The sequence below is a fragment of the Myxococcus xanthus genome, assembly GCF_006402735.1.
GTDB lineage: Bacteria > Myxococcota > Myxococcia > Myxococcales > Myxococcaceae > Myxococcus > Myxococcus xanthus_A.
Genome location: NZ_CP017174.1, coordinates 7,541,012 through 7,556,351, shown reverse-complemented (window position 1 = coordinate 7,556,351; position 15,340 = coordinate 7,541,012). Strand labels below are relative to the sequence as shown.

12 protein-coding genes are annotated in these 15,340 nt (G+C 70.2%); 6 read left to right on the top strand and 6 right to left on the bottom strand.

Annotated elements, in window-relative coordinates:
• Positions 1-38: 38 nt before the first annotated feature.
• The 4 genes from BHS09_RS31035 (at position 39) to BHS09_RS31020 (ending at position 4,264) form a co-directional block, all read left to right on the top strand.
• A complete protein-coding gene (locus BHS09_RS31035; RefSeq protein WP_140799822.1) occupies positions 39-1,733 on the top strand; it encodes a dipeptidyl-peptidase 3 family protein in 1,695 nt (564 codons plus the stop codon).
• Between the two features lie 78 nt (positions 1,734-1,811).
• Positions 1,812-2,600 carry a fatty acid desaturase gene (locus BHS09_RS31030; RefSeq protein WP_140799821.1) on the top strand — a complete coding sequence of 263 codons (789 nt, stop codon included), beginning with the start codon at positions 1,812-1,814 and terminating at the stop codon, positions 2,598-2,600.
• Between the two features lie 33 nt (positions 2,601-2,633).
• Positions 2,634-3,623: a protein-methionine-sulfoxide reductase catalytic subunit MsrP gene (gene msrP, locus BHS09_RS31025; RefSeq protein ID WP_140799820.1), complete on the top strand. Its 990-nt coding sequence runs from the start codon at positions 2,634-2,636 to the stop codon at positions 3,621-3,623.
• 11 nt (positions 3,624-3,634) lie between these two features.
• Entirely contained in the window at positions 3,635-4,264 is a 630-nt protein-coding gene (locus BHS09_RS31020) for a protein-methionine-sulfoxide reductase heme-binding subunit MsrQ (protein WP_140799819.1), read from the top strand.
• A gap of 30 nt (positions 4,265-4,294) precedes the next feature.
• Here BHS09_RS31020 and BHS09_RS31015 read toward each other — a convergent pair whose 3' ends face one another.
• From BHS09_RS31015 to BHS09_RS31000, 4 genes are all read right to left on the bottom strand, one after another.
• Positions 4,295-4,771, bottom strand: a complete 477-nt coding sequence (locus tag BHS09_RS31015; protein WP_140795024.1) for a response regulator — start codon at positions 4,769-4,771, stop codon at positions 4,295-4,297.
• Positions 4,772-4,857: 86 nt separating this feature from the next.
• Positions 4,858-6,072, bottom strand: a complete 1,215-nt coding sequence (locus BHS09_RS31010) for a hypothetical protein (RefSeq protein ID WP_140795023.1) — start codon at positions 6,070-6,072, stop codon at positions 4,858-4,860.
• Positions 6,069-8,585, bottom strand: a complete 2,517-nt coding sequence (locus BHS09_RS31005; protein WP_472796530.1) for a TonB-dependent receptor domain-containing protein — start codon at positions 8,583-8,585, stop codon at positions 6,069-6,071. The genes BHS09_RS31010 and BHS09_RS31005 overlap by 4 nt, the downstream gene beginning before the upstream one ends.
• On the bottom strand, positions 8,582-10,192 hold the full coding sequence (locus tag BHS09_RS31000; protein ID WP_140799818.1) for a serine/threonine-protein kinase: 1,611 nt from the start codon (positions 10,190-10,192) through the stop codon (positions 8,582-8,584). The genes BHS09_RS31005 and BHS09_RS31000 overlap by 4 nt, the downstream gene beginning before the upstream one ends.
• Positions 10,193-10,461: 269 nt before the next feature.
• Here BHS09_RS31000 and BHS09_RS30995 point away from each other — a divergent pair, with 269 nt between their 5' ends.
• Positions 10,462-11,331 carry an ABC transporter substrate-binding protein gene (locus BHS09_RS30995; protein ID WP_140795021.1) on the top strand — a complete coding sequence of 290 codons (870 nt, stop codon included), beginning with the start codon at positions 10,462-10,464 and terminating at the stop codon, positions 11,329-11,331.
• On the opposite strand, the gene BHS09_RS30990 is transcribed toward BHS09_RS30995, so the two are convergent.
• Entirely contained in the window at positions 11,328-12,590 is a 1,263-nt protein-coding gene (locus BHS09_RS30990; protein ID WP_140799817.1) for an endonuclease, read from the bottom strand. The two genes, BHS09_RS30995 and BHS09_RS30990, sit on opposite strands and share 4 nt — an antisense overlap.
• Before the next feature lie 136 nt (positions 12,591-12,726).
• On the opposite strand from BHS09_RS30990, the gene BHS09_RS30985 reads away from it, so the two are divergent.
• Positions 12,727-14,511 carry a BamA/TamA family outer membrane protein gene (locus tag BHS09_RS30985; RefSeq protein WP_140799816.1) on the top strand — a complete coding sequence of 595 codons (1,785 nt, stop codon included), beginning with the start codon at positions 12,727-12,729 and terminating at the stop codon, positions 14,509-14,511.
• Between the two features lie 13 nt (positions 14,512-14,524).
• On the opposite strand, the gene BHS09_RS30980 is transcribed toward BHS09_RS30985, so the two are convergent.
• A complete protein-coding gene (locus BHS09_RS30980; RefSeq protein WP_140799815.1) occupies positions 14,525-15,301 on the bottom strand; it encodes a UPF0489 family protein in 777 nt (258 codons plus the stop codon).
• Positions 15,302-15,340: the final 39 nt, after the last annotated feature.

Sequence of the window (15,340 nt, the reverse complement as noted above, 5' to 3'; positions counted from 1 at the left end):
GCTGGGAGGGGGGGCTGGGTTGGAGTAGGGAAGGGGACATGAACCGTACCCTCCTGTCCCTGCTCGGCGCGGCGATGCTGTCGGGCGCCGCCACCGCCGCGGAGAAGACGCCCCCTGCCCGTTTCCCGGATGCCGCGGAGCTCCAGCGCCTGACGGCGCGCTTCGCCCCGGTGGAGCTCCGGGTGGACCTGAAGGCGCTGCCGGAGTCCGAGCGCCGCGCCCTGGCCCGCATCGTCCAGGCCTCGAAGCTGATGGACGCGCTCTTCCTGCGTCAGCGGTGGGCGGGCAACGAGCCGCTGCTGCTGGACCTGGTCCAGGACTCGACGCCGCTGGGCCGCGCGCGGCTGCAGGCGTTCCTGTTGGACAAGGGGCCCTGGAACAGCCTCGACGAGGCGCGGCCCTTCATCCCGGGCGTGCCGGCCAAGCCCGCGTCCGCGAACTTCTATCCGGCTGGCGCCACCCAGGCGGAGGTGGAGGCGTGGGTGAAGTCGCTGCCCGAGGTGCAGCAGAAGGAGGCCACCGGCTTCTACACCACCATCCGCCGCGGCACGGATGGCCGCTTCATCACGGTGCCCTACAGTGTGGAGTACCAGGGCGAGCTGGCCCAGGCCGCCGCGTTGCTGCGTGAGGCCGCCGCGCTCACCCAGCAGCCCACGCTGAAGGCGTTCCTCACCTCGCGCGCGGACGCGTTCCTGTCCAACGACTACTACGCCAGCGAGGTGGCGTGGATGGAGCTGGACGCCAGCATCGAGCCCACCATCGGGCCCTACGAGGTCTACGAGGACGAGTGGTTCAACTACAAGGCCGCCTTCGAGGCCTTCGTGGGCCTGCGCGACGACGCGGAGACGCAGAAGCTGGCGAAGTTCAGCGGGCAGCTCCAGGGGCTGGAGAACAACCTCCCCATCGACCCGAAGCTGCGCAACCCGAAGCTGGGCGCGCTGGCGCCCATCCGCGTCATCAACAGCCTGTTCTCCTCCGGTGACGGCAACCGGGGCGTGCAGACGGCCGCCTTCAACCTGCCCAACGACGAGCGGGTGTCGGAGAAGATGGGCTCCAAGCGCGTGATGCTGAAGAACGTGCAGGAGGCCAAGTTCGAGCGCGTGCTGCTGCCCATCGCCAAGGTGGCCCTCACCCCGGCGGACCAGAAGGACGTCTCCTTCGATGCCTTCTTCACGCACATCCTGATGCACGAGCTGATGCACGGCCTGGGGCCCAGCAACATCACCGTGGGTGGCAAGGCCACCACCGTGCGCAAGGAGCTCCAGGCGGCCTCCAGCGCCATCGAAGAGGCGAAGGCGGACATCTCCGGCCTGTGGGCGCTCCAGCGCCTGGTGGACACCGGCGTCATCGACAAGTCGCTGGAGCGCACCATGTACACGACGTTCCTGGCCTCCGCCTTCCGCTCCATCCGCTTCGGCGTGGACGAGGCGCACGGCAAGGGCATCGCCGTGCAGCTCAACTACTTCCTGGACACCGGCGCGGTGAAGGTGAACGCGGACGGCACCTTCTCCGTGGTGCCGGCGAAGATGAAGCAGGCCGTCACCTCGTTGACGAAGCAGCTCATGGAGATTCAGGGCCGCGGTGACCGGAAGGCCGCCGAGGCGCTGCTGGCGAAGCACGGCGTGGTGCGCCCGCCCGTGCAGCGCGTGTTGGAGCGCCTCAAGGACGTGCCGGTGGACATCGAGCCGCGCTACGTCACCGCGGAGGAACTGGTACGTGATGTGAAGAAGTAGCCACCGGTCCATTGCCCGCCCCGCCGCCTGGGCATTTCCCATGCGCGGCGGGCCGGCGATGGCCAGAAAGCAGGAGAGATGGAGACTTCCGCCCGCCAACTCCGTCCAGCGCCGCCCGGTCCCTGGGGCGTTGTCATCGCGCTCGTCGTCATGGGCGCGTGGGGCGGGCACCTTGCCTGGGCGCTGACACGCGCGGAGCTGCCGTGGGTGGAGCCGCTCACCTGGCTGCACGTCGCCCTCCAGGCCTGGCTGTGCACGGGCCTCTTCATCACCGGCCACGACGCCATGCACGGCACGGTGTCTGGCCGGCGCTGGGTGAACGAGGCCGTGGGCACGGTCGCCTGCTTCCTCTTCGCGGGGCTGTCCTACCGGCGGCTGGTGGTGAACCACCGTGCCCACCATGCCCGGCCCACGAGTGAGGAGGACCCGGACTTTTCCACTCACAGCCAGTCCTTCTGGCCGTGGCTGGGCACCTTCATGGCCCGCTACACCACGTTGCCCCAGATTGGGGTGATGGCGGCCAAGTTCAACGTGCTGCTCTTCCTGGGCGTCTCCCAGCCGCACATCCTCGTCTTCTGGGTGCTGCCCTCGGTGCTGGGCACGTTGCAGCTCTTCTACTTCGGCACCTACCTGCCGCACCGGCGCCCGGAGACGCCGGACATGGCCCCGCACCACGCGCGCACGCTGCCGCGCAATCATCTGTGGGCCCTGCTGTCGTGCTTCTTCTTCGGCTACCACTGGGAGCACCACGAGTCCCCAGGCACGCCCTGGTGGCGGCTGTGGCGCCTGAAGGACGCCCGTGCCCGTGAGACCGCGCTGACGCAGAGCGCCGGGACGCTCCCGGGACACGAAGGCACTGCCCGGTAACGCGCGGGCGGCCCGGGCCGTTATACAGGGGCCATGCGTGACAAGCCGCCCGCCGAGCCGCCCAGCTCCGAAGTCACCTCCGAGAAGACGTACCTGCGCCGGCGCGAGCTGCTGAAGAACGCGGGCCTCTTCGCGGGCACGGCCGTCGCCGTCGCCGGAGGGCTGCACCTGCTGGGCCGCAATCAGACGCGCCCCATGGACCGCTTCGTCCCGGACGCGGGCCTGGTGGAACAACCGGTGGCGAAGGCGATGGGCCCCTACGACACGGACGAGCCGCGCACGCCCTACGAGGACGTCACCACCTACAACAACTTCTACGAGTTCGGTTTCGACAAGAACGACCCGGCCCGCTTCGCGCACACGCTGAAGCCGAAGCCGTGGAGCGTCGTCATCGACGGCGAGGTGCACAAGCCGCGGACGGTGGACGTGGAGCAGCTCACGTCCTGGTTTTCTTTGGAGGAGCGCGTCTACCGCATGCGTTGCGTGGAGGCCTGGTCCATGGTGATTCCGTGGCTGGGCTTCCCGCTGGCGGCGCTGCTCCAGCGCGTGGAGCCGACCAGCCACGCGAAGTACGTCGCCTTCACCACGCTGCTGGACCCGGAGCAGATGCCGGGCCAGCGCCGCGCCCTATTGGATTGGCCGTACACAGAAGGGCTGCGCCTGGACGAGGCGATGAACCCGCTCACGCTGCTGGCCACGGGGCTCTACGGCCGGCAGTTGCCCAACCAGAACGGCGCGCCGCTGCGGCTCGTGGTGCCGTGGAAGTATGGCTTCAAGGGCATCAAGTCCATTGTCCGCATCAGCCTCACGCGGGAGGAGCCCATGACGACGTGGCGGCTGTCCGCGCCGCGCGAGTACGGCTTCTACGCCAACGTGAATCCTTCCGTGCCCCATCCGCGCTGGAGCCAGGCCAGCGAGCGCCGCATCGGTGACTTCGAGCGCCGCCCCACGCTGCCCTTCAATGGCTACGCGGAGCAGGTGGCCCACCTCTACACCGGCATGGACCTGCGCCGGTTCTACTGAGTCCCCGCGCCATGGCCTCGTCTCCGTATCATCCCTGGCTCAACCCCGCGCTCGTCGTGGGGGGCCTGTCGCCGCTGCTGATGCTCGCCGTCCAGGGCCCGCGGGGCGAGCTGGGGCCCAACGCGATTGAAGCCGCGCTCCACCAGACGGGGCTGCTGGCGCTGGTGCTGCTGCTGGCCTCGCTGGCGTGCACGCCGCTGCGGCTGGTGGCGGGGTGGACGTGGCCCGCGCGCGTGCGCCGCACCCTGGGCCTGCTGGCCTTCACCTACGCGGTGGCGCACTTCCTCGTGTACGCGGTGCTGGACCAGGGGCTGGCGTGGGGCGCGCTGTGGGCGGACGTCACCGAGCGCCCCTTCATCACCGTGGGCTTCGCCGCGCTGGTGCTGCTGGTGCCCCTGGCCGTGACGTCGACGAACCGGTGGGTGAGGCGGCTGGGCTTTCCGCGCTGGCAGCGGCTGCACCGGCTGGCCTACGTGGCCGCGGCGCTGGGCGTGGTGCACTTCGTGTGGCGCGTGAAGAAGGACATCACCGAGCCGCTCATCTACGGCGCGGTGCTGGCGCTGCTGATGGCCATCCGCGTGGGTGAAGCCATGCGAAAACGCCGGGCCCGCGCCGCTGCGGCGGCCCGGAACCCGGCGTGAGTGAAGCGGCGCCCAGAGGGGCGCGGCGCGCTACTTGCGCGGCAGCGGGAGGATGGTGTCCACCAGCGTCATGAGCTGCGCGCAGCTCACCGGCTTGCGGACGAAGGCGCTGATGCCGGCCTTCTGACCCAGCGCGCGCACCTCCGCCACGTTCGGGTCGCCCGTCATCATCAGGATGGGCACCTTGGCCAGCCGCGGGTTGGCGCTGGCACGAATCTGCGCGGCGAAGTCCGCGCCGTTCATCCCATCCATGTGGAAGTCCGTGAGGACCAGGTCCACCGGCTCCGCTTCCGACACCTTGAGGCCTTCCTCGGCGGACTCCGCTTCGAGGAACTCGAAGTTGCGGGCCATCAGGTAGATCTTCAGCAGCGTGCGGATGGAGCGGCTGTCATCCACCAACAGCACACGCTGCGGAGCCGTGCCCGTGACGGGGCGCGCGCCCAGGGGGCGGGTCGTCTCCGTCGTGGTGCGGAGGGGGAGGGGCTCGGGGAGGGTTCCGGCCTTCATCGGATCATCAACCTCAATTGGGGCAGTTCCCCGGGGAACGGCGATCATGTTGGCGGATGGAGCGTCCGAAGTCAAAGCACCGCCACTCAGGGAACCTCCAGGAAGAAAGCCTGACTTTCCACGGCGGGAAGCCCCAGTCCAGACGCGAGGGCGGGTGCCAGTTCATTGGGCACACGCCATGTTTGTCCACTGGGTTGGATCAACACCACCGCGTAGCGACCTCGGGGCAGCTCACGCAGCGGCACGGGGTTGGTAGGTACCCGGGCATCCAGTGCCTGGGGTCGCACTTCCACCACCAGCTCCGGAACGACGGCGCCTTCCATGCGAGGGTTGCCGTTCTCGTCGGTGAGCGCGGCGATGATGCTGTCTGGCACCAGGCGCGCGTTGAGCACGACGACATCCGGTACGCCGTCCTGGGAACCATCGGCGCGGGCGTAGTCCACGCCGGTGTCATCCGGGACGCCATCGCGGTCCAGGTCGTTCTCGTCCACCAGGTTGCTGGCGTGGTCCGCCAGCTTGCGCACCACCACGCGCGGCCAGAAGCCATCGGGGGTGCCGTCGTTGTCGGCGTCCACGTAGCTGACGGCGAAGCCGTCCGGGCGCTGGTCCACCGCGCCGTCGTGGAGGGACAGCGGCTGGAGGCGCAGCTGCTTCTGCGAACTGCCCATCTGCCCGTCTCCCTGCACCACCTGGAACGTGGGCCGGTCCCTCAGCACGCGCGCGGTGTCGGAGAAGCTCACCGCCACGCCGGTGAGGGGCTGCGGCTGGCCGTCCGCGTCCGCCACGACTTCCACCGTGAGCGGTCTTCCGGTCGCGTCCACCGCCGCGCCACCCACGTCACCCGCGTTGGGCTCGCTGGTGACGCCGTACCAGGGGTTGAAGTCGGACCGGCGGCAGTCCGCGCCCGCGTCCGAGCCGCAGCCGTTCGCGTCGATGAAGCCGCGGAGCATGTAGCGACCCGCGGGCACCAGGCTGAAGCTGAAGGGCGCGACGAAGGGGCCGGGCGTGTCACCCGCCAGCGCCGGGCCGAAGAGCTGCTCGGCGGGGACGACGGTGAAGGTGATGGGGCGGCCGGTGCCCTGCGGCGGCGGGGGCCGGTCCGCGTCGTAGAGGAACACCACCGCGTTGCCACGCGCGCGTGACTGAACCACCAGGTTGCCGTCGATGCGCGCGGTGCGCGTGTTCTGCCGCACGTCGGCGGTGGGCACCACGGGTGGTGAATCGCAGCCGAGTCCGAGCACGGACGCGAGGGCGAGGCCACCTGCGGCCCGCCTCCAGGAGGACAGGGTGGGGCGGCTCATGGAGTCACCGTCAGGGTCGCGTAGACGCGCCGCTCGATGCGATTGCCAAAGGGGTGCTGGGAATGCGCGCCGCCCAGGTGGCTGCCCACCAGCGCGACGGTGACGGTGTCCTTGACGGCCATGTAGCCCACGCGTGCGTTCACCACGGTGTAGGCGCGCAGCGGGTTGGACACCAGTTCGATGCGCGTGGGGTCCGCGGCGGCGGGCTCGCGCTCAATCCAGGTGGACGCGGAGGTGTAGGCCGCGTCCACGCCGAACTCCAGGTCCGCGCGCGAGCGGTAGGTGAGGCCGCCGTACAGCCGGAACTGCGGCGCCTGGTTGCACGGGCCGCACTCGGCCGCCGACTCGCGGTCCGATGTCACGTCCTGCAGCGACGCGCTCAGCTTCAGTCCCAAGCCGTCCACCGGCGCCAGGGTGACGCCCGCTTCGGCGCCGCGCGCGGTGTAGATGGCGTCCTCGTTCTGGAAGGACGAGCTGCCCAGCAGGTACGAACCGGTGCCCGGGTCATACGACTGGCCCGGCGGCAGCCGGGACACCCCGGACAGGCCGATGAGGTCTCTCACCGTGTTCTGGTACACGGCCACGTCCAGGTCGATGCCCAGCTCCGGGGCCTCGCCGCGCCAGCCCAGCTCGAAGGCGGTGAGGCGCTCGGGGCGCAGTTGCTGATTGCCGGTGGTGAGCGTGCTGACGCCGTTGATGCCCGGCACGGGCACCGTCAGCTGCGTGTAGCTCTCCAGGAACGTCGGCTCGCGGAAGGCGGAGGCCGCGCTCGCGCGGAAGGCGTGGTTTTCGAAAGGCTTGAACAGCGCGGAGATGCGCGGCGAGTGCGCCAGGCCCGGGCTGCCCAGGTTGAGCAGCGGGTGCCGGTCCACGCGGTAGCTGGCCACCAGCGCCAGCGGCTCCACGATGCGCCACTCGTCCTGGACGAAGAAGGCCGCGTGCACCTGCTCGCGCAGCGGCCCCAGGTAGTCTCCCCAGTCCACGCGCTTGATGCGGCCCTCCACGCCAATGTTGAGCTGGTGCGTGCCCGCGAGCTCGAAGTCGCGCGCGAAGAGCAGCTCGGCGTTGAAGAGGTTGGAGTTGAGCGACGTCACCAGCGAGCGCTGGCCCGTGGCTTCATACTGGGGACCCGCGTCGCTGGAGATGTGGTTCCAGAACGTCTTCAGCTTCAGGGGCCCCAGCTCCACGTCGCCCTTGGCGAAGGCGTTGACGCCGTCGATGAAGTAGTTGCGCAGCAGGCCCGGCGGATAGATTTCCGTGGTGAAGCGATTCACGCCGCCGGACAGGCCCACCTGGCGCCCTTCGGCGAAGGTGTACACGGCGGACAGCGACGCGCGCGCGCCGCGAGCACCCAGGTCCGGGTCGGGGCCGCGCAGCGTCACGTCCGGCAGGCCGCTGGCGTAGTCCCGGCTCCACTTGTCCGTCTGCGAATAGCCCGCCGCCGCCCGGTAGCGCATCGCGCCCGAGCCGCCGTGGCTGACGAAGGAGCCCGCGGCGGTGTTGCCGGTGCCGCCGGTGACGTTGAACTGCGCGCGCGGTCCGGTGCCAGGCGCGCGGGTGATGATGTTGACCACGCCGAGCATGGCGTTGGCGCCGTACAGCGCGCTGCCCGGGCCGCGGATGACCTCGATGCGCTCAATCTCCTCCAGGCCGATGGGGATGGAGGACCAGATGGTGAGGCCCAGGAAGTCCTGGTACTCCGTGCGGCCGTCCACCAGCACCAGCACCTTGTTGGCGATGCGCTGGTTGAAGCCGCGCAGCGACACGTTGGCGCTGCCCACGCCCAGGGCCATGACGTCCGCGCCGGGCACGCGCCGCAGCAGCTCCGGCAGCGACGTGGCGCCCGACAGGCGGATGTCCTCGGCGGTGATGACGGTGGTGGCGTTGGGCGCGTCCAGCGAGGACTGCGCGCGGCGGCTCGCCGTCACCACGCGCTCTTCGTAGGGCACCGCGCCCAGGTCCACGCCGCCGGCCGTGTCGTCCGTGCTGGCGGGGGCGACGCCGGTGGGCGTCAGGCCGGGAATGGTGGCGCTCCCCACGGGCATGGCCTCGGCCCGTTCAATGGCCTTCTCCAGCCGCTCCAGCAGCGCGCTCAGCTGCTGCGACTGCATGCCCGCGGGGGGCGGCGGCATGGGCAGCGACGACGGGTCCTGCGCGGCGGCCTGTGCTCCCTCGGCCTTCAGCTTCTCCTCCAGCGCGGCCACCATGGGCATCACGGACGCCGCGTCCGGCGGATTGCTGGCGAGGTAGCGCTGGTAGACCTCCAGCGCCTCCTTCGACCTGCCCGAGTCCTGGTAGGCGCGGGCGATGTTGAAGAGGACGTTGGGGTGCGGCTTGATGGCGTAGGCGGCTTCGAGCTCGGCGATGCCCGCGTCGTACTGCTTCTGGGCGATGAGGCTCATGCCGCTGCGGAAGTGGCGGCGGGCCTCAAGGCGGGCGTCCGCCAGGGCCTCCCCCGCGCACAGACACATCGCGAGGAGGCCCGCTCGTTTGAGGGCTGTCAGGGTTTTCAATTGTACGGGTCGTCCTTGTAGGGCGACGAGTCTGGGGCCTTTCCAGGCCGCGTGCTCGCCTTCTTCTTGGGCTGGAGCTTCAGCGTGAAGCGCTCTTCGGGGCCCGCGCCCTTGGCGACGGCGCGGGCGCGCTGGTAGCCGTCCAGGGTGAAGGTCAGCGCCGCTTCCGCGACGCCGCTGGCATCCGGAGCCACCTCGAGGTTCAGGGGCGTCTCGCCCAAGTCCTTCCCCTGGTACGTCACCCGCGCACCCATGGGGTCGCTGACGATGAGGAAGCGCACCGGCTCCACGGTGGGCCGCGTCAGCGGCGCCAGGGCCAGCTCCTCGTCGGACTCACCCACCGCGGACTCCGCGGGCGGGCTGGCGGCCTCGGGCGCGGCCTGGGCGGTGGCGGGCGGTGGCGGTGTGACGATGGGCTCGGCGGGCGGGTTGGGGCGCATCGCCACCACCAGGGCCGCGCCAAGGCCCACCAGCAGCGCGCCGCCACCGAGGAGCAGGCCCAGCGGCTTGCGGCCGCCTTTGACCGGCGCCTCCTCCACGGAGATGTCCAGCGCCACGGTGGCGGGACCGGAGCCGGCCGCGCCGTGGGGACCGCTGCCGTGGGGGCCGCTGATGGGGCCGCTGCCACCGACGCCACTGACGCCAGCGCCCGCGAAGCGCGCGCCACTGAAGGCGCCGCTGACGCCCACCGTGGACATGGTGCGGCGCATGGCCTCCATCACCTCGTCCATGGACTGGTAGCGTTCCGGTGGCGTCTTGGCCAGGCACTTCATCACCAGGGCCTCCACCTCTCCGGGGATGCCATGGTTGGGGTAGAGCGAGCCGAAGGCGGGCGGCAGCTCGTTGATGTGTTTGACGATGACGTCGATGCTCTGCGCGGCCAGGAAGGGCGGCCGCCCCATCAGCATCTGATAGAGCACCACGCCCATGCTGTACACGTCACTGCGCGGGTCGGCGATGTTGCGCGCCTGCTCCGGCGCCATGTACTGCGGCGAGCCCAGGATGATGCCCGCCTGCGTGATGGACGTGTCCTGCGGCACGGGCGCCGCGTCGCCGATGAAGGACTTCACCAGGCCGAAGTCGAGCACCTTCACCACGTCGTGGTCCGTCTCCTGATTGAGGACCATGACGTTGGCGGGCTTGAGGTCGCGGTGGATGAGGCCGACCTTGTGCGCCTCGCGCAGCGAGCGGGCGATCTGCTGGGTGATGTTGAGCGCGCGCGGCCACGGCAGCGGGCCCATCTGCGTGAGGAGCTGGCCCAGCGTCAGCCCCTCCAGGTACTCCATGGCGATGTAGTAGATGCCGTCTTCCGTCTTGCCGTAGTCGATGACGGTGACGGTGTTCGGGTGGCGCAGCTTCGCGGTGACGCTGGCCTCCAGGAAGAAGCGCTTCTGGAAGCCGGGGTCCTTGCCCTCGCCGTACTGCGGGTTGAGCACCTTGAGCGCCACCAGCCGGTCCAGCGGTGACTGCACGGCCTTGTAGACGCGGCCCATGCCTCCGGCGCCAAGCGTCTCCAGGATGCGGAAGCGCTCGTTCAGGACCCGGCCCAGCATGGGGTCCGCGACGTCGGGTGGGGCGCCATTCGTCGGGGCGTTGCTTTCCATCATGACTGCCCCCACCGACCGGTGAGGCACGTGACACGCCGGTCGAACATGAGGGCAGATGCTAACACTGCAATCGTCCACCTCCCAAGCGACCTGCCGGGTTGGCGCAGTGCGCCACCGGCCGAGAATCCGGCTCGGGCGCGACAACGTTTCACAGGTGACACACCTGGGACGTGTCGTGACTGGGAGTGCGGTGAAAGCCCGGTCCATGCGCACGGACGAATGCTACGGACACGTAGCGCGGCGGTGGCCGCGTTAGGGTGTGGCCCCGCATGAATGCCCGCCTGTCCGAGCTGCTCTCCGGTGCGCCGCCCTATCCCCGCCGCGTCGTGTGTCTCACCGAGGAGACGACGGAGGTGCTCTACCGCCTGGGCGCGGAGGACCTGGTGGTGGGTGTATCCGGCTTCACCGTGCGTCCGCCCCAGGCTCGCAAGAAGCCGCGTGTCAGCTCATTCCTGGACGCGAACTTCGAGCGCATCCTGGAGCTGAAGCCGGACCTGGTGCTGGGCTTCTCCGACTTGCAGGCGGACATCGGCCGCGAGCTGGCGAAGCGGGGCGTGCCCGTCTACCTGTTCAACCAGCGCTCCATCGCCGAAATCCTCCAGTCGGTGCGGCTGACGGGCGCGCTGGTGGGGCGGCCCGAGGCCGCGGAGGCGCTGGCCGCCGAGCTCACCGCGAACCTGGAGCGGCACGCGGACGCCGCGGAGTCGCTTCCACGCCGGCCACGCATCTTCTTCGAGGAGTGGCATGAGCCGCTCATCTCCGGCATCCGCTGGTGTTCGGAGCTGGTGGAGCTGGTGGGCGGCGTGGACGTGTGCCGGGAGTCGCGCGCGTCGCAGGGGGCGCAGGGCCGCATCTTCGCGCCGGAGGAGGTGGCGCGGCGCGACCCGGAGGGCGTCATCGCCAGCTGGTGCGGGCGCAAGGCGAAGCGGGAGAAAATCGTCGCCCGCCCCGGGTGGACCGGGGTCCGGGCGGTGGTGGATGACCAGCTCTACGAGGTGAAGAGCTCGCTCATCCTCCAGCCGGGGCCGGCCGCCCTGTCGGACGGCGTGGACCGGCTGGCGAAAATCGTCGCGGCGGTGGCGCGGGGCGAGAAGCTGCCGCCCCTGCGCGATGGGGAGCTGCGCTCCGCGGGGGCCTAGAAGTCCTTGATGCGGTCGGCCAGCGCCGCGTCCTCGACGAAGGCGTTGGAGTTGCCCTGGATGGTGGCGATGCGGCGGTTGCGCTCGATTTCGGCGGCGTCCACCGTGTCGAGCTTGTTCCACGCCTTGAGCGCCGCCTCCTCGTCGCTGGAGATGGGCTTGTTGTAGGTGGCGGAGAAGTAGAACATCGCGCGCGCCACGTTGCCCTTGTGGGAGTCGGGCGGCTCGAAGACCATGTTGCCGCGCGCGTCGGTGCCCAGCTTGGCGCCGTTCTGGCTCCACCGCACGTTGACCACTTCGCCGAACGGGAAGCTGCTGCGCCGGGAGTTGGCCTTGCTGTCGGTGGGGTAGAGGTGGTGCAGGTCGCTCTTCGCCGCGCCCGTGGCGCCCTTCGACTGGGGCCAGGTGTGCTCGGTGTTCATCACCGAGTTGTTGGGAATCTTGCCGCCTTTGACTTCGGCGCCCGTGTAGACGCAGACGACGTTGCCGTTCTCATTCACATCCAGGCTGGAGAACATCAGCCGGCGGGCCTCGTTGTAGCTGACCACCTTCTTGCCGGACGAGTAGTCCTGGAGCGCGTCCAGCAGCGCGCCGTCGCGCAGGCCCTCGAAGAGGCCACCTTCGGGTTCTTCCGGCGCCTCGGGCTCCGTCACTGGCGTCTGCGGGGCGATGTCCAGGCCCCACGACTTCAGCGTGCCGGTGTCGCCGCGCGCCGCGTCCTGCACCTCCAGCATCCAGGTGCCCTTCGTGGGCTCGCCCTTGAACGCGGACAGGTCGAAGGCGCCGGTCAGGCCATCCGCCGAACCGCCCTTGCGGTCCGACACCACCGCGCTCTTGCCGGACGGCGAGGTCAGCGTCACCTTCAGGTCTCCCCGGTAGGTGTGCTCGATGTCCAGGTTGAGCTTGAGCGACTCCACCGTGGCGTCCTCGGGGACGTCGATGGTGCTCTCGATGGTGGTGTGGTCCTTGATGTCGGCGTTGGGCGTCGTGCTGTGGACCAGCGCCGCCGCCCGTGTGCCGACCGCGGCCTTCAGGTGGGAGGCCGCCGCCTGCGTCGCAGTGGGCGTCTGGGGAACGAAGACCGCGCCGAGCTTCGTCAGCATCGAAGGCGTTGTGCCCTCGAGTCCCGGCCGCGCGGGCTGGAACGAACTGGTGGCCGCGGAGGAGGTCGTCCGGGGGGAGGACGTCGTCTCACGGGCGGTTTCGGTGGTCGGGCGAGCGAGGAGGGGCGAGCGGCGGGGGCCGACGACGCTGGTCATGCCGTCATTATCCACCCAGTGGGCTTCGCGGTTGCTTCCCCCATGTATATTTTTGACGCGACCGTGAAAGCGGGAAATCCCCCGATGTAACAGAGCGCGGCATTGTCCAGGGGGCAATGCCGCGGCTCATGACAGGATGCCTTGCGTGCCGCTTTTGCTGCCTGCGTTGCTCGTCGCCACGTCTCTCGCGGCCGCGCCTTCCACGCCGGAAGCGTCGTCTGACGCGCCAGCGCAGGGCCTCGCGTCGGCCATCGACAACTACGAGGACGCGCTGATTGACGAGGCCCTGGCCCGGCACGGACGGGTGCTGGAGCCTGCGCCGGAGGGCAAGATTCTGGAAGAGGTGTTGGTGGACACCGAGGACGTGGTGGCCGAAATCGACCCCTTCCCGGACTTCCTCAACATCTTCCATGCCCGGACGCGGGACGACGTCGTCCGGCGCGAGGTGCTGCTCCAGGTGGGGGCGCCGTACTCGGACGCGCTCGCCCAGGAGACGGCGCGCAACCTGCGCGGGCTGCGCCTGTTCTCCATGGTCCGCCTGGTGGCGGTGAAGGGCCGCACGCCGGACTCGGTGGCGCTGATGGCCGTCACCAAGGACATCTGGTCGCTGCGGCTCAACAGTGACTTCGCGGCGGTGGGCTCGCTGCTCCAGTACCTGAAGCTGCAGGGCACGGAGCAGAACTTCCTGGGGCGCGGCAAGCGCATCGCCGTGGACTTCGTGCTGCGGCAGGACACCCTCAGCCTGGGGCAGAGCTACACCGACCCGCGTGTGCTGGGCAGCCGCTGGTCACTGAGTGAGTCCATCGCCGTCATCCAGGGCCGGGAGACGGGCAAGACGGAGGGCTCGCGCGGCAGCCTCGCGGTGAGCCGGCCCTTGTACTCGCTGTCCACGCCGTGGAGCGCCAGCGCCTCCGTGTCCTGGAACGTGGAGACCAACCGCGTCTACCGGGGCGCGTCCATCTGGCAGCTGCCATTCCCGGGCGGGCCCGCGGTGCCCTACATCTACCGGACCGAAGAGGTGGTGGGCGGCTTCTCGTACACGCGCTCGCATGGCACCCGCTACAAGTGGAACGTGGGCGGCACGGTGGGGGCCTACCATTACGCCTACGGCGCGCCGCTGGCATCCGGCCTCTCGCCGGAGCAGTCGGAGTGGTTCAACCGCAACTACCTGCCGCGCGCCGAGGACGCGGGCTACGTCGGGCTGAGCCTGCGCGCCTTCGACGCGCGCTACGAGGTGCTGCGGGACGTGGACTCGTACGTCCTGGCCGAGGACTTCCAGATGGGGCACTGGGTGGCGGCCACCCTGCGCTACGCGCCGCCGGTGTTCGGCGAGCAAAGCCACTTCGTCGAAGGCGGGCTGGCGCTGCGCTACCGCCTGCGGCTGGGGGACACGCTCACCACCGCGTCCATGTCGGGCGCCATCCGCCGGCCGCTGGGGCCGGGGGGCGCGTGGACCAATCGGCGCTGGGCGGCGGAGCTGATTGAAGTGTCGCCCAAGGTGCTGGGCGGGCGCTTCGTGGCGCGCGGGCTGCTGGACGTGAATATCGATGACTTGTTCGACCGCATCCACCTGCTGGGCGGCGCCAACGGCCTGCGCGGCGCGGGCGCGGATGCTTACTCCGGCCGGCGGCTCTTGCTCTTCAACCTGGAGTACCGCAGCCGGCCCATCGTCGTGAAGACGGTGCACTTGGGCGGCGTGCTCTTCTGGGACTCGGGCAGCGCCTTCAATGACCGGCCCGCCATGGTGCACACGGTGGGCATGGGCCTGCGGCTGCTCTTCCCGCAGTTCAACGTCCTGCCCTTCCGCGTGGACTTCGGCTACGTGCTCAACGACGCCCGGCCGCCGGTGGGCAGCCGCTTCTCCTTCGCGGGCGGGCAGATGACGGACGTGCGGCCCAACTTCATGGAGACGCCGCTGTAGCGCGCGGCGTGGCTCACGGGGGCTCGGTGCGCAAGAGCTCCCGGAACAGCACCTGGGCCGCGTCCTGGAACAGGTCCCCGGACGCGAGCAGCCCGCCGCAGTGGTGGGGCTCGCGCGCCAGCGTCAGCGCCACCGTCTTGCGCAGCACCGTGTCCCAGAAGGGCTCCGAGTCCTCTGGAAGCAGGAACTCGCGAATCACCTGCTGTGGCCAGGGGAGCACCGTCGTCGGGTCCGCGTCGCTCAGGGAGGTGAAGCAGTCCAGGTCCACGTCCAGCAGCACCCGTCCGGCGGCGTCCAGCACGTCGCGCACGGCGTCGCCGGGGGCAGGGCGGCTGTAGGCCTCGGCGGCGCGGTCCACGGTGGGGATGGCCACCAGCCGGTGCGCGCGGCCCCGCGTGTCCACGTAGGTGTCGCCCGCGAAGGCGCCGCGGGGGCGGGTGCGTGCAATCAGCAGGGCGTCTCCCACCAGCCCGGCCTCCATGGCCGCGAGGATGTGGTCGTAGTTGCGGACGTCCAGGGACCAGCGGGCATGTTCATCCAGCGCGCGCAGCCCGGCCGTGCGGTCCGGCACGGCCGCGGGAGCCCGGGGCACCACGGTGTCCAGGTGCCGGTCCAGCGTCACCAGCAGGGCGGGGCCCTCCGTGTCACCCAGGGCGCAGGCCCAGGCGGGGAGGGCGAGCCGGTGCGGGTCGAACACGTAGGCGTCTTGGGGGCCGCGTCCTCCGCCCAGGCCCAGGCGGATGATGCCGGCCAGGCGCAGGTGCCGCGGAGCGTCGTCTTCCGTTTCCATTGCGTCGGGAATCCTCCAGCACGCCAGGCGTTTGCTCCG

What these genes read in the sequence shown, in the direction of transcription:
- BHS09_RS31000 (WP_140799818.1), bottom strand. Translation starts at nt 10,192, where the DNA reads ATGATGGAAAGCAACGCCCCGACGAATGGCGCCCCACCCGACGTCGCG.
- BHS09_RS30985 (WP_140799816.1), top strand. Translation starts at nt 12,727, where the DNA reads ATGCCTTGCGTGCCGCTTTTGCTGCCTGCGTTGCTCGTCGCCACGTCT.
- BHS09_RS31010 (WP_140795023.1), bottom strand. Translation starts at nt 6,072, where the DNA reads ATGAGCCGCCCCACCCTGTCCTCCTGGAGGCGGGCCGCAGGTGGCCTC.
- BHS09_RS31030 (WP_140799821.1), top strand. Translation starts at nt 1,812, where the DNA reads ATGGAGACTTCCGCCCGCCAACTCCGTCCAGCGCCGCCCGGTCCCTGG.
- BHS09_RS30995 (WP_140795021.1), top strand. Translation starts at nt 10,462, where the DNA reads ATGAATGCCCGCCTGTCCGAGCTGCTCTCCGGTGCGCCGCCCTATCCC.
- BHS09_RS30990 (WP_140799817.1), bottom strand. Translation starts at nt 12,590, where the DNA reads ATGACCAGCGTCGTCGGCCCCCGCCGCTCGCCCCTCCTCGCTCGCCCG.
- msrP (WP_140799820.1), top strand. Translation starts at nt 2,634, where the DNA reads ATGCGTGACAAGCCGCCCGCCGAGCCGCCCAGCTCCGAAGTCACCTCC.
- BHS09_RS30980 (WP_140799815.1), bottom strand. Translation starts at nt 15,301, where the DNA reads ATGGAAACGGAAGACGACGCTCCGCGGCACCTGCGCCTGGCCGGCATC.
- BHS09_RS31035 (WP_140799822.1), top strand. Translation starts at nt 39, where the DNA reads ATGAACCGTACCCTCCTGTCCCTGCTCGGCGCGGCGATGCTGTCGGGC.
- BHS09_RS31015 (WP_140795024.1), bottom strand. Translation starts at nt 4,771, where the DNA reads ATGAAGGCCGGAACCCTCCCCGAGCCCCTCCCCCTCCGCACCACGACG.
- BHS09_RS31020 (WP_140799819.1), top strand. Translation starts at nt 3,635, where the DNA reads ATGGCCTCGTCTCCGTATCATCCCTGGCTCAACCCCGCGCTCGTCGTG.